10 protein-coding genes are annotated in these 13903 nt (G+C 71.2%); 3 read left to right on the top strand and 7 right to left on the bottom strand.

The features are described from left to right. Window positions 1-59 precede the first annotated feature (59 nt). The 5 genes from ACGFIV_RS04765 to ACGFIV_RS04745 all read right to left on the bottom strand — a co-directional run bounded on the left by ACGFIV_RS04765 (window position 60) and on the right by ACGFIV_RS04745 (window position 6810). On the bottom strand, window positions 60-437 hold the full coding sequence (locus ACGFIV_RS04765) for an ATP-binding protein (RefSeq protein WP_358552363.1): 378 nt from the start codon (window positions 435-437) through the stop codon (window positions 60-62). A 299-nt stretch (window positions 438-736) separates the two neighbouring features. Next, entirely contained in the window at window positions 737-2725 is a 1989-nt protein-coding gene (locus tag ACGFIV_RS04760) for a cytochrome c oxidase assembly protein (protein ID WP_392832079.1), read from the bottom strand. Between the two features lie 128 nt (window positions 2726-2853). Further along, the gene (locus ACGFIV_RS04755) at window positions 2854-3438 is read right to left on the bottom strand and encodes a copper resistance CopC family protein (protein WP_358552359.1); all 585 of its coding nucleotides are present in this window, start codon (window positions 3436-3438) and stop codon (window positions 2854-2856) included. Window positions 3439-3610: 172 nt separating this feature from the next. Beyond that, on the bottom strand, window positions 3611-4903 hold the full coding sequence (locus tag ACGFIV_RS04750) for a helix-turn-helix transcriptional regulator (RefSeq protein WP_358552357.1): 1293 nt from the start codon (window positions 4901-4903) through the stop codon (window positions 3611-3613). 194 nt (window positions 4904-5097) lie between these two features. After that, window positions 5098-6810 carry a PucR family transcriptional regulator ligand-binding domain-containing protein gene (locus ACGFIV_RS04745; RefSeq protein WP_358552355.1) on the bottom strand — a complete coding sequence of 571 codons (1713 nt, stop codon included), beginning with the start codon at window positions 6808-6810 and terminating at the stop codon, window positions 5098-5100. Between the two features lie 167 nt (window positions 6811-6977). On the opposite strand from ACGFIV_RS04745, the gene ACGFIV_RS04740 reads away from it, so the two are divergent. Beyond that, window positions 6978-9161 carry a molybdopterin cofactor-binding domain-containing protein gene (locus ACGFIV_RS04740; RefSeq protein WP_358552353.1) on the top strand — a complete coding sequence of 728 codons (2184 nt, stop codon included), beginning with the start codon at window positions 6978-6980 and terminating at the stop codon, window positions 9159-9161. Window positions 9162-9192: 31 nt separating this feature from the next. Here ACGFIV_RS04740 and ACGFIV_RS04735 read toward each other — a convergent pair whose 3' ends face one another. After that, window positions 9193-10821, bottom strand: coding sequence for an excalibur calcium-binding domain-containing protein (locus ACGFIV_RS04735; RefSeq protein WP_392831968.1), 1629 nt, complete (start codon window positions 10819-10821; stop codon window positions 9193-9195). Between the two features lie 385 nt (window positions 10822-11206). Between ACGFIV_RS04735 and ald the strand changes: the two genes are divergently transcribed. Then, complete coding sequence (gene ald, locus ACGFIV_RS04730) at window positions 11207-12322, top strand: alanine dehydrogenase (protein ID WP_358552349.1); 1116 nt, start codon at window positions 11207-11209, stop codon at window positions 12320-12322. Between the two features lie 69 nt (window positions 12323-12391). On the opposite strand, the gene ACGFIV_RS04725 is transcribed toward ald, so the two are convergent. Beyond that, complete coding sequence (locus tag ACGFIV_RS04725; protein ID WP_358552347.1) at window positions 12392-13102, bottom strand: DUF3105 domain-containing protein; 711 nt, start codon at window positions 13100-13102, stop codon at window positions 12392-12394. 120 nt (window positions 13103-13222) lie between these two features. On the opposite strand from ACGFIV_RS04725, the gene ACGFIV_RS04720 reads away from it, so the two are divergent. Then, window positions 13223-13894 carry a DUF305 domain-containing protein gene (locus tag ACGFIV_RS04720; protein WP_358552345.1) on the top strand — a complete coding sequence of 224 codons (672 nt, stop codon included), beginning with the start codon at window positions 13223-13225 and terminating at the stop codon, window positions 13892-13894. The last annotated feature ends 9 nt before the right edge of the window (window positions 13895-13903 follow it).

Genomic DNA, 13903 nt, shown 5'->3' with positions numbered 1-13903 from the left:
GCCCCCGCGCGCCGATCGTGGCGCCCTAGGTCGCGGCTGTCGCGGCGCGGCCCCTTGGGTCAGATCTGGCCGCTCACGGTCGTGCCCTCTCCGACGACGCTGTTGATCGTCAGCGTCCCGCCGACCTCGCTGAAGCGCCGCTTCATGGTGTCCATCCCCCGGCCCGTGCGGCCCGGCGGGAAGCCTATGCCGTTGTCGCTCACGGTGAGCCTCAGCCCGCCGCGTCCGGTGGTGAGGGCGAGGGACAGGGTGTGGGCTCCACTGTGCCGCTCGACATTGGTCAGGGCTTCCAGCACCACGGCGTAGACGGCGTCGGCGACCGGCCCGGTCACCCGCTCCCTGGGCATCGCCCAGACCTCGACGGTGATGCCGGTACGCTCGGACCATTCCGTCAGGTAGTCCTCGATCGCCGGCGCCAGACTTCGCTTTCCGCGCATGCGCAACTCTTCGTACAACTCCCCAACCCTCCTGGGCGCACCGCTCCGGGGCTACGTGATCCCGGCCCCACCGCGTCGCCCTGTTGGTGTGATGGCGGCGACGCTACCGACGCGTTGCTGAAGAGCGGTTGGAACTCGCTTGGGGTAGAGGCGAAGCCACCCCGGTGGGGCTCTCCGGAGAAAGCCCACCCAAGGTGTCTATGCCCGAACTCCTTGATGCCACGCTACCCGCAGGTAGGTGCCGGCGTGCTCAGGAGAGGGCGAAGGTTCCCCTCCTCCCCAGAGGGGACTCCCTCCGGTCACTCTCTGTTGGTCTTGTCGAGCTTGGCGAGATAGGCGTTGTAAGCGTCCAGCTCGGCGTCCCCGGTGCCGCCCTCCTTCGCGGCGACGGCGTCGGCGCGCCGGTCGGCGCGCCTGGCCGTACGGTCGTCGTCGCGGTACCACTGGAAGGCGAGCGCGATCAGCACGATCAGGGTGGGGATCTCGCCGAACGCCCAGGCGATGGCCCCTCCGGTGCCCTGGTCGGCGAGGGCGGGGTCCCCCCAGGTGCGGCCGAGCTGGTCGTACCACTCGGAGGCCACGACCGTGCCCATGTTCATCAGCGCGATCCCGAAGAACGCGTGGAACGGCATGGTGACGAAGAGCAGCAGCAGCCGCCCGAAGTACGGCAGCCTGGTCGGCGCCGGGTCCACTCCGATGATCACCCAGAAGAACAGGCACCCGCTGACCAGGAAGTGGAGGGTCATCGCGATGTGCCCGAGGTGCTCTTCCATGGCGGCGGCGAAGAGCGGGGTGAAGTAGAGGGCGTACGTCGAGACGATGAAGATGGCCGTGGCGATCGCCGGGTGGGTGATGACCTTGGTGACCCTGCTGTGCAGGATCGTGACGATCCACTCACGCGGGCCGCGGTCGCCCCGGCGCGCGGCGGGCTTCAGCGCCCGCAGGGCCAGGGTCGCCGGGGCGCCCAGCACCAGGAAGATCGGCACGAGCATCGAAAGGATCATGTGCTCGGTCATGTGGACGCTGAACAGCACCGGGGCGTACCGCGCGACGCCGCTCTGCGTGACGAGGACGAGCAGGAGTACGCCGACGGCCCAGCTGATCGTGCGTCCACGCGGCCAGCGGTCCCCGCGACGCGCCAGCCGTACGACTCCGGCGCCGTAGAGCCCGGCCAGCAGGGCCGCCAGCACCGCGAAGAACAGGTCGAACCACCACAGGGTCAGGAGATTCCCGATCGAGACCGGCGGCGGGATCAGGTAGCCCAGCAGCTCGAACGCCCGGTCGACCGGAAGGTCGAGGGGCGGCGGGGCGGTGCGCGAGAGCGCGACGGCGAGGCCGACCGCCACCAGCATGATCAGGCCCTCGACGCCGGCGAGCCTCGTGAAGGCTCCCGGGTTCCCGGCCGTCAGCGAGGGAAGGGTGCGGCCGCGATGCCACCAGCCGATCACTCCGAGACCGGTGAAGGCGACGACCTTGGCCAGGACGATCAGCCCGTAGGAGGTGGTGAAGATCTCGGAAACTGCCGTCAGCCGGGCGATCGCGCTGAACACCCCGGACAGGCCGACGCCGGCGAAGCACCACAGCGCCATGCGGGAGAACCGGTGCGCGGCGAGGTCGAGGTGCGGCTCGCCGCGCAGGGCGTGCGCGCACAGCAGCAGGAGCCCACCGACCCACAGCGAGAGCACCAGCAGGTGCAGCGCGACGCTGGTCGTGGCGAGACCGTGGTTCGGCGCGGAGGAGGAGTGGCCGGTCAGCGCCGGGGGCATGAGGGTGGCCAGCGCGAGGAGCAGCAGCCCTCCGGAGGCGCCCGCGGTGATCGCGCCGCGCGAGAAGAGCGCGATGGCGGTGCCGAAGAGCACGACGAGGGTCAGCGCGATGCCCTGGGGCACCTGGCTGGCGTAGCTGGTCAGCTCCTCGCCGCCGAGGACGTCGGTGACCGGTGTGCCCAGCGTCTCCGACAGGCTGAACACCAGCGTGGAGGCCGCCGCCACGGCCCAGACCAGGCCCGTCCACGAGGCGGCCCTGACGTAGCCGAGCGCGGACTTCCCGAGCAGGCCCTTGTCGCTCGGGAGCAGCGTGGTGGCGAGGAGCAGCAGGCCGACGGTGAGCACGCCCGCGACGTCCATGGTCAGCTTGGACACCGGCAGCGCCCAGCGGGTCAGCGTGCCCTCGTCGGGCAGGCCGGGGATGATGCGCGGGGTGGCCGCACCCCCGACGATCATGGCGACGGCCAGGCCGCCGAGCGCCACGCACACGCCCGCGACCGCGAGGCGGACGGTCCTGCTCACGCCGCCGCCGGCGAGCGTGCCGCCGACGGACTGCTCGCTCCCCGGCTGCTTGCTTCCCGGCTGCTTGCTCGCGGGCTGCTTGCCTCCGGGCTGCTTGCTTCCCGGCTGCCTGCTCGCGGGCTGCTTGCTCACGGCTTCTTCCGCAGGCTGAGGGCCATGCCGATGCCGATGCCGGCGATGCCGAAGACCACGATCCACACCCAGGCGGGGATGCCGCCGCTCTTCTGCTCCTCCTGCTGGGCGGCGGGAGTCGCGTCCACCGGCGCGGGCGTCGTCGCGGCCGCCGTGCTCGGCGCGGCGGTGCTCTCCTGCGGGGAGGGGACAGGCGAGGCCGACGGCGAGGCCTCCGGGGCCTTCACCGTGAAGGGGATCTCCCCCTCGATGGGGTGCCCGTCGTCGGAGACCACGCGCCAGGCGATGGTGTACTTCCCGGACGGCAGGGCGCCGGACACCTTCTGGATGACCTTGGGCCCGTCGATCTTGGGCTTACCGTCGTGGTACGCGTGGCCGCCCGCATCGCGCACGAGCACGACGGGGAATCGCACGGCCTCGTTGAACGTCAGCGTCACCTCGTCGAGGCTCTCGACAGTGGCGCCCTTTTTCGGGTCACTGCTCTTGAGCGCCGTGTGGGCCAGGGCTGGAGCCGCGAAGGCCGTGCCCAGCACGATGGCGACGACGAGCGCGAGCGCGGCGGCAAGCGGGGAAGTCCTCATAGCACCCTAAGGCTACTCAGGTGAGGGCCCGGTCCCCCACCGCACGCACCCCCTGTGGAAAACAGGGCCCGCCGAGGCCCTGCCGGGAGGCACCCGCCCGCGGCCGGGCCGGTCGGATGGGCCGAGGCCGATCCGACCGGTGCCGGTCATGAGGACAGCCGGGCCAGGCCGCCTACAGGCCGGCGCAGACGAGGGCCCGCTCGTAGGCCTCCGGGCTCGCCGAGCCGTCGTCGAGGCGCTCAAGAGCCTTGGCCATGCTCAGCCAGCCTTCCGCCACCCTTCGAGAGTTGGCCGAGTGCTCCAAGATCTCCTGACCCGCCGCCAACTCCTCGGCCGCCTCGGCGTTCTCGTCGAGCATGAGGAGCGCGTTGCCGAGGACTATGTGGGCGTCGGCGAGGAGCGCGGGATTGCGGTGGTCGAGCATCTCCCTGCCCCGGCGGGCGTGCTCGACGGCCTTCTCGGCGTTGCCCAAGGTGATCTCGACCCGGGCAAGGTCGAGGGCGCATCGCGCCAGGTCGGGAGTACCGGCCGAAGACTCGGCCATGCCGCGCTCGCCGCGAAGCATCAGGTCACGGCACACGGTGGCGTCCCCGGGACGCACCCGGAGCAGAAGCACGGCGTACTGCATGCGGAGCCGCGCCAGATTGCGGGACTCCCCGTTCTCCGACTGGATGGCCAGAGCGCGTTCGGCGAGGGCCAGCGCCTCCTGCCCGTGCCCGGTGCGCTCGGCGACGATGGCGGCGTTCCAGCAGGCGGCGACGGTCGCGCGCGGGGTGCCGAGCATCTCGGCCGTGGCGAGCAACTCCGCCGCGAACTGGCGTGCCCTGAGCATGTCGTCGCGAGCGTCATAGGCGGCGAGCAGGGTCGCGCCCAGCTCCACCAGGTCGTCGCTCCACACGGGCCGGCCAGGGCCCATGATCGCCTCCTCGCCGACGCGCACCGCCTCGGCGAGTTGGCCGCGCTCCCGGTAGCACCGCGACAGCGCGATCGCGACCGCGATGGCACGTTCCGGAGGCAGCGGATCAGCGCCGGGCTCGCGCAGCCGGCACAGGACGGTGATCGCCTCTTCGAGGTCGCCGCATGCCTCGCTCGCCAGTGCGTAACCGTACTGCGCCTGCTGACGCAGCGAGGAAAGGCCGGCGATGGTGCCATCGCTCAGCAGGTCGGCGTAGCGGCTTCTGGCCTCGGCGACCTCGCCGTTGTTCAGGGCCAGGGAGGCATAGCCGAGGCCGAGCTCCAGGTCCTGCATCTGCTCGGCCGTAACGCCGTTGATCAGATAAGTTAGAGAACAGTCGAGCTTTGCCGCCAGCAATTCCAGAACGGCCGCCGTAGGCGTTCGCTTGCCGCTCTCGATTAGTGATACATAACTATCCGAGAGCTCAGGGTGAGCCAGTTGCGCTTGCGAGAGACCACGCTGCCGACGCATCGTCTTGATACGCTGGCCTATGAGATCTTGACTAGTCACTGGCACCCCTTGAAAGATCTAAGACCCGCTAGACCGCCATCGACGGGAGTCAACATGCGCCGCCGCCTCGCCTTGTCCGTACTAGCATTCTTCGTCATCACCGTACCCGGCCTCACGTGCAATGCTATGACAGCAGAAGCCAGCGCGTCTGCCTTTAGCAGGGCTGCTGACTATCCCTGCTGCTAACTTGTAACTCAGCCGGCACGCAGGGCGAGAAAAAGATCGACCCTGTCTGCCATCGAGGACAGATCACGTCCGGTCAACTCCTCAACCCGCCGGATGCGATACCTCACCGTGTTCACATGCACGTGCAGACGCTCCGCGCAAACGTTCCATGAACCTGCACAGTCGAGGAAGGTCCCAAGCGTGCGGACCAACTCCGACTGGTGCCTTCGGTCGTAGGCGAACAGCGGGGCGAGGATCCGATCAGCGAAGGACCGCCGCACGTCGTCGGGGACGGTGGCCAGCAGAAGGACATGAGTGTAGATCTCATCGCTGGTCACCACTCCTCCGCCGCGCGCCTCCGCCATGCGCCGCGCGTGGCCCGCTTCCTCGGCGCCACCGCGGATGGCTCCGGGGCCGATCAGGCCCGCGCTCACGCCGATTGACACTCGCGTCCTCGGCAGAGCCGCCTGAAGTGTCGCCACCCTGCCCCCCAACAGGTCGAGAAGCGCTTGCACACTACGCTGCACTTGCGATCGGGCTTGCACTTGCACGTTACTCCGCACGCGCACCGCGGTCCAGGGGACGATCCCGGCACCAGTGCCGGTTTCCGGCACCGTTCTGGACTCCTTTCCGGTCCCGGCCCCGGGCGCTCGCTCCGCCTCGTTTCCGGTCGCGCCCATATGCGCTTTACGGCCACCAGGTGTGTCCGGGTCGATCAACGGCACCAGCGCCACGGCTCCGTCCGCCCCCGCGGCGGCCACCACCCTGCGGTCCAGCAGCTCCTCGATCACCTGCCCGCCGAGCACGGCGGGGTCTGGCCCGTCCGTCGCGCCGGGCCGGGTGACGGTCGCCGTGACCACCGCGTACGGCTGCGCGGCGTCGATCCCGCAGGTGCGCAGCCGCGCGGCGACCTCGGCGGGGTCGGCCTCGCCGGAACAGGCGAGCGCGATCAGCTCTTCCGCGAGGCGGCGCTCGACCCTGCGGCCCTCCTCGGCGCGACCGCGCTCCAGCGCCACGCAGGCCGCGAGCTCGAAACCGGTGTCGGCGTCGGCGAGCAGGTCGGCGTCGCAGACCAGAGCCCACCCGGCCGCCCGGTGCGCCCGGTCGACCCCGAACAGCGTGAAGGGCCCCTTGGGGGTCCGCACCAGATGGGGCAGCCGCGTGGCCGACAGGTACTCCCGCGCGAGCCGTACGGGAAGGTCTCCTTCGAGCCGTCCCGCGATGACCGTGCCCGTCGAGGAGATCACGGCGCCGGTGACGCCCAGTTCCTCGGCGGTCAGCGCGAAGAGCTCGTCCAGGCCCGCGCCGTCGGCCACCGCGGCGACGATCCGGCGGTGCCGGCCGAGGGCGCCGCGCAGGTCGACGACCCTCGCACCCGCCAGTCGCGTCTCCACCAGCTCGCTGAGCGTGCGGAAGGACACCTCGGTCGGCACGTCCAGCAGGGGCAGGTCGTGCTCGCGGCACGCCTCGACCACGTCGTCGGGCACGACGCCGAGCCAGGCCCGGCCGGCGCCGAGCGCCGCCACCTTCGCGGTGGCGAGGATCTCGACGAACCGGCGTGAGTCCTCCGGTTCCCTGCGCCACATCATCCCCGTCAGCACCAGCTCTCCGCCGGACAGGTAGCGGCCGGGGTCGGGCAGGTCGGTGATGTGCACGCCGGTGAAGCGCCGGTCCAGATGCCCGGGGTCCGACAGCAGGCCTAGCCGGAGCTGGTCCATCGCCAGCAGATCACGTATGCGCACAGACCCAGGCTAACCGCGCACGTTTGGACGAACCTACAAGCAGCGTCGGTGGCCCGCCCCGGCGTTTCACGGGTGTGCCTATTGGCGGCCTTGAACTGGGCTGATGTACTGCCCGTGTGACCCATACCGCGAGCAGCCAGAGCCAGGGGCAAGGGGTCGGGGCCAGCGTGACCCGCCCTGACGGCAACCTGAAGGTGACGGGCGAGTTCGCCTACTCCTCCGACCTCTACCTGGCGGACATGCTGTGGGGCGCGACGCTGCGCAGCCCCCACCCGTCCGCCTGGGTCCGGTCGATCGACGTGGGCGCCGCGCTGGCCATGCCGGGCGTGTACGCCGTGCTGACCCACGAGGACGTCCCCGGCGAGCGGTTCTACGGCCTGGAGCACAAGGACCAGCCCGTGCTGGCCATCGACCAGGTCCGCTACCAGGGGGAGGCCGTCGCGATCGTGGCCGCCGACCACCCCGAGACCGCCCGGCGCGCGGCGTCGGCGATCGTGGTCGAGTACGAGCCGCGCGAGGCGGTCAGCGACGCGCGACGCGCCCTGTTCGACCCCGAGTGCCCGAAGGTGCAGCCGGGGGGCAACCTCGTACGCCACCAGCCGGTGCGGGTCGGCCGCGAGCCCTCCGCCGCCATGGCCGAGGTCGTGGTCACCGCGGAGTACGAGGTCGGGATGCAGGACCAGGCGTTCCTCGGCCCCGAGTCCGGCCTCGCCGTGCCCTCGGAGGACGGCGGCGTCGACCTCTACATCGCGACGCAGTGGCTGCACGTCGACCAGGACCAGCTCGCCCCCTGCCTCGGCCTGCCCAAGGACAAGGTGCGGCTGACGCTGGCCGGGGTCGGCGGCGCGTTCGGCGCCCGCGAGGACCTGTCGATGCAGATCCACGCCAGCATGCTGGCCCTGCGCACCGGCAGGCCGGTCAAGATGGTCTACGGCCGCGAGGAGTCGTTCTTCGGCCACGTCCACCGGCATCCCGCCCGGATGCGCTACGAGCACGGGGCCACCCGCGAGGGCAAGCTCGTCTATGTCAGGGCCGAGATCATCCTGGACGGGGGCGCGTACTGCTCGTCCTCCCCCGCCGTGGTCGGCAACGCGGCCTCCCTTGGCGTCGGGCCGTACGAGGTGGACACCGTCTGGATCGACGCCTACGGCGCGTACACCAACAACCCGCCCTGCGGGGCGATGCGCGGCTTCGGCGCCGTCCAGGCGTGCTACGCCTACGAGTCCCAGATGGACCGGCTGGCGGAGGCGTGCGGGATCGACCCGGTCGAGATCCGGGTGCTCAACGCCGTCTCGCAGGGGTCGCGGCTGGCCACCGGGCAGGTGATCGAGTCGCCGGCGCCGCTCGCCGGCATGCTGCGTGAGCTGGCCGCCATGCCCCTGCCCGGTTCCAACTGCTCCCCCGACCTGCGCTCCCTGCCGGGCGGGGTGGCCCAGACGACCCACGGCGAGGGCGTGCGCCGGGGCGTGGGGTACGGCGTGGGCATCAAGAACATCTGCTTCTCGGAGGGCTTCGACGACTACTCGACGGCCAGGGTCAAGGTCGAGCTGCTCGGCGGCGAGGCGCACGTGCTGGTACACACCGCCGCCGCCGAGGTCGGGCAGGGCCTGCTCATGGTCCAGACGCAGATCGCCCGCACCGAGCTCGGCATCCAGCGGGTGACCGTCGCCCCGGCGGACACCTCCGTAGGGTCGGCGGGCTCCAGTTCGGCCTCCCGGCAGTCGTACGTCACCGGGGGCGCGGTCAAGACCGCGTGCGAGGCCGTGCGCGAGCGGCTGGACAAGCTGCGGGAGGAGAACCCGGGGGTCCCGCTCGAAGACCTGCTTGAGGCGTTCGGGCCCGTGGAGGAGACCCGCGAGTACCGGCACCGGCCGACCTACCCGATGGACCCGGTGACCGGGCAGGGCGACTCCCACACCCAGCTCGCGCTCTGCGTCCACCGCGCCGTGGTGGACGTGGACGTCGAGCTCGGCCTGGTCAAGGTCGTCGAGCTCGCCGCCGTGCAGGACGTGGGCAAGATCCTCAACCCTCTGGCGCTCGAAGGGCAGATCCACGGCGGTTCGGCGCAGGGGCTCGGGCTCGCGCTCATGGAGGAGATCCAGGTCCGCGACGGCAGGGTGCTGAACCCGTCGTTCACCGACTACCTGATCCCGACGATCCTCGACATGCCGCCCATGAGGCTGTCGATCCTGGAGAACCCCGACCCCGACGCGCCGTACGGCCTGCGGGGAGCGGGCGAGCCGCCCACACTGTCCTCCACCCCGGCCGTGGCCGCCGCCGTCCGCGCCGCCACCGGACTCCCCCTGACCCGGGTCCCCATCCGCCCCCACGACATCGCCCTGGCCGAGTAGGCGCGGGCGTCACCCGGCCTTGGTGTGATCCCTAGGTGACGTCGCCGCGTTCGCAGGCGACGCCGTCGTGGTCGCCGTCGACGTACCAGTCGTACTCCACGTGGACGCCCTTGGTGTACGGGCCGTAGTTCGCCGCGTGGGCCTGCTTGCAGCTCGCGAAGCGGGGGTCCGGGGTGCGCTTGCTCATGGCCGAGGAACCGGTGGGCCGCGTCTGCGGCGCCCCGCCGTCGCGGGCGGCCGGCGAGGTCTGGGCTCCGGTGCCGGGCGTGTGCGTCGCGGACGGGGGCGCCAGCGGCGCGGACCCCGGCTGGGACGCGGACGTGCTGGGCGCGCCGCCGGTGCTGGTCCCCGTGGGACCCCCCGTACCTGCCCCCGTGTCTGCTCCCGTACCTGCTCCCGTGCCTGCCCCCGTGTCTGCTCCCGTGCCTGCTCCCGTGCCGGGCGGGCAGGTGGAGGCACCGTCGGGCGCGCCGTTGGCCGGGGGCGTCCCCGTCGTCCCTGGGTTCCCGTCGGTGCCGGTAGCGCCGTTGGCGCCGATGGGCCCGTTGGGCTGGGTGACGCCGTTGCCGCCGTTGACGCCATTGGTGCCGTCAGGCTGCGTGGCGCCGTTGGGCTGGGTGGCGCCGTCGGCGGGCGGGCAGGTGGACGTCTGGGCGGGGTTCTCGGGAGCCGACGTGCCGGTGACCGCGCCCCCCGATCCCAGCAGGCGGGACATCAGCGCGTCGGCCGCCTCCTTGGTGAGCCCCGCGATGCTGAGGCTGTCGTCGGTGATCGGCTGCGCGACCCTCGGTGCGGTGACGACCTTGTCGTCCACCACCACGGCGAGCTGCTGGTTGAGCGCGTCCTTGGTGAGGCTGGCCAGTTTCTCGCGGCTTTCGGGGGCCAGCACGACGCGCACGGAGTACGTGCCGTCCTTGTCGGCGACCGTCGTCACCTTCACGACCGAGGTGACGGTGACCCCGGCGTCGACCTGGTAGCAGGTCGTGCCCGCGTCGTCGAGCACCGCCTCCGCCCCCGGGCACGGAGCCGCCCGCACGCCGATGACGGGGGCGAAGTGGATGGGGGTGGCGAGGCGGCGAGGCGGCGAGGCGCCGAGCGGGAGGCCGGGCTCCCGCGTCATCAGCACGGCGATCGTGCCGAGGACTCCGGTGACGAGGACCACGACGAAGAGCCCGACGATCAGGGCGACGGTCGTGGCGCGCGCGGCGCGCGGCGGCCCGCTCGGACCGGCCGGTCCGCCGGGCGTGCCGGGGCCTCCGGGTCCGGGAGGCGGCCCCTCGGGGCCGATCGGCGGCTGACCGGGACCGATCGGCGGCTCGGCCGGACCCATGGGCGGCTCGGCCGGACCGATCGGCGGCTCGGCCGGGCTCATCGGCGGCTCATCGGCACCGGCCGGCGGCTTGTCCGCCTCGAACGGCGGCTCGGCCTCCCCGAACCTGCCGGCCGCGACCTTGTCAGCCCCTGACGGCGGCTCGCCGCTCCCGGACGGGGGCCGGTCGGAAGGCGTGAGCGGCCGGTCCGGTGCGTCCGGAGGCTGGTCCGGGGTGTGCGGAGGCTCCTCCAGGTGGGCCGGCACACGCTCCATGGTGAGCGTCGGCTCGTCCCCGAACGCGCCAGGAACGTCCGGCGGCGCCTTGGGTCGATCACTGTGATCGTCCACCGCCGGATGGTTACGCATCCTCACCCCTGACTGACATCGCTCGGGCGAGCCTACCGAGGCTCGCGGCATCGAGCTAACCGCAGATGGGCCTCTCGGCGGAGAGTTCTAGGCTGTAGATGTCCTGACAATTTGCCGCACAACAGGACAATTCATCCAACAGCTCCATGGCAGGAGCTTTCCGGGGAACGCCGGGTGAACACGGACCGGCCGTCACGGCCCGCCACAGCGCCCGCCGCGCCGGGGATTCCAGGAAGCGGGCCGGGCGGCACGGTCGAACGGGGAGCCAGGAGCGCACAAGAGCCCGGCTCGCACAGTGAACCGGGGCGGGTGGCGGGCAGTCCACAGACATGCCAGAGGGCCACCCCTGGGGTCGAAGGAGGATTTCATGAAGGTCGGAATACCCCGAGAGGTCAAGGACCACGAGCACCGCGTCGCCGTCACCCCCGCCGGAGCCAACGAACTGACCCGTCACGGCCACGACGTGTTCGTCGAGCGCGGGGCGGGCGCCGGGTCGTCCATCCCCGACGACGACTTCCGCGCGGCGGGCGCGACGATCCTCGAATCGGCGGAGGAGGTGTGGCGGGAGGGCGACCTCATCCTCAAGGTCAAGGAGCCGATCGCCTCCGAGTACCCCCTGCTGCGCGAGGGCCAGATCCTCTTCACCTACCTGCACCTCGCCGCCTCGCGGAAGCTCACCCTGGCGATGATGGAGTCCGGGGTCACCGGCGTCGCCTACGAGACCGTGCAGACGGGGAACGGGGCGCTGCCGCTGCTGGCCCCCATGTCGGAGGTGGCGGGACGCCTGGCCCCGCAGGTGGGCGCCTACCACCTGATGCGGCAGGGCGGCGGCAGGGGCGTGCTCATGGGCGGGGTCCCTGGGGTGTACCCGGCCAAGGTGGTGGTGCTGGGGGCCGGGGTGACGGGCATGAACGCCGCGACGATCGCGCTCGGGATGCAGGCGGAGGTCCTGCTCCTGGACAGGAACATCGACAGGCTGCGCCAGGCCGACATGATCTACCGGGGGCATCTCCAGACCGTCGCGTCCAACAGCTACGAGATCGAGCGCGCCGTCCTCGGCGCCGACCTCGTGATCGGCGCCGTGCTGATCCCCGGCGCCAAGGCGCCCAAGCTCGTCTCCAACGAGCTGGTCTCCCGGATGAAGGAGGGCTCGGTGCTGGTGGACATCTCGATCGACCAGGGGGGCGCGTTCGAGGACTCCCGTCCCACCACCCACGCCCATCCGACCTACCGGGTACACAACTCGGTGTTCTACTGCGTGGCCAACATGCCGGGGGCGGTGCCGCACACCTCGACGTACGCGCTGACCAACGTGACCCTGCCGTACGCCCTGGCGATCGCCGACAAGGGATGGCGTGAGGCCTTGCTGGACGACCCGGCGCTGGCGCTCGGGCTGAACACGCACGGGGGCGCCCTCACCAGCCCGCCCGTCGGGGAGGCCCACGGCCTCGCGGCGGTGGGCCCGGAGGAGATCCTTCGCTGAGACGGCGGATCCGCCGTACGGCCGCTCACGACCGGGGTCGCGGGGCCGTACGGCGGGGGAAGGCGCGGGTCAGGAAGACGGCGTGGCGCTCGGGGCCATGCCGGCCTCCGGCGTCGCCGCACCGCTCGGAGCCTGGGAGGGCATCGTCGTCGGCAGCGGGTTGTCGGAGGCGAGCTTGTCGGTGCTGCCCTGGCCGGAGCAGGTCGCGCCGTACTCCGGGGTGGTCTGCGGATTCTGCTTGTACTTCGTGATGTACCTGGCCAGGCGGGGGTCGTCGGCGCCCTTGAGCGGGAGCTGGTGGTTCCAGGAGCTGACGACGACGGGCGCCGAGAGGCCGGGGAACGGGCTGAGGAGGAGGTAGTCGGAGGTGACGAGCGCCTTCAGCTTGTCGACGTCCGCCTTGGGGAGGTCGGGCTTGTAGGTGATCCACACCGCGCCGTGCTCCATGGAGTGCACGCCGTTCTCGCTGTTGATCGGCTGGTCGTACACCCCGCACTGCTGCCACGTGGGGTTGTGCTCGCCGCCGGCCGGCGGGGTCTCCTTGTAGTTGACCTTGATCGGGGTGTGCTGCGAGCCCTTGTAGGCGAAGGTCTTGACCCCGTCCAGCGCCGACTGCGACCGCTCCTGGATGACGTAGAAACCGACCAGGCCGACCAGCAGGACGATGACGAAGGCCCCCGCTCCCCACATGAGCATGGCGGTGCGCCGCTCTTTGCGTTTCTGCGCGGCACGCAGTTGGGCGAGGTGCTCCCGCCGTGCCTGCGTCCTCTCCTTGGCCATCAATCCTCCAACGGCTGGTCATGACCCTGAATGGTCAAGCTCCCGTGCTTATGTGGAGGATAGTGGGTAGGTAATAACGTTTGCGTCTAATGCCCAAGGCAATCACTCTTCTGGCTGGCAATGATCACCTCACGAACTCGCCTGGTCCTCGTCGCGCTGGTCTCCTGCGTGGCCACCGCCGTAGCAATGCTGCTGATCACCGGGCGGTCCGCCCCTCCGGGGGACGCCTCGCCCGAGGCGGGCTTCTCGCGCGACATGGCGGTCCACCACGCCCAAGCGGTCGAGATGGGCTTCGCCGTGCGCGACGCGAGCGACGACTCCCACATCCGGTCGCTCGCGTACGACATCATCACCACCCAGACGGCCCAGCGTGGCGTGTTCATGGGATGGCTCCAGCAGTGGGGCCTCAACCAGGCGACCGACCGGCCCGCGATGGCCTGGATGGCGGGTCACGGCCACGGCGCGGCCCCGGCGACCGGTGAACCCTCCGCTGTGCCCTCCGCTGCGCCCTCCGCTGGGCCGGCCGCGATGCCCGGCATGGCCTCGGCCGACGAGCTGAAGCGCCTCCAGGCCGCCAAGGGCAAGGACGCCGAGATCCTCTTCCTCCAGCTCATGATCCGTCACCACGAGGGCGGGGTCCAGATGGCGAAGGCGCTGCTGAAGCTGTCGAACCGCCCCGAGGTGCGGGGCATGGCGCAGAGCATCGTGGACACGCAGGACAGCGAGATCCAGTACATGACGGACCTGCTGAAGGAGCGCGGCGCCCAGCCCTACCCCTCGATCCTCAAGTAGGCCTGGGCC

This window comes from Sphaerisporangium sp. NPDC049003 (assembly GCF_043197795.1).
In the GTDB taxonomy this organism is placed as follows: Bacteria; Actinomycetota; Actinomycetes; order Streptosporangiales; family Streptosporangiaceae; genus Sphaerisporangium.
The sequence above is the reverse complement of the archived record's forward strand: the minus strand, read 5'-3'. Positions and strand labels throughout refer to the sequence as shown.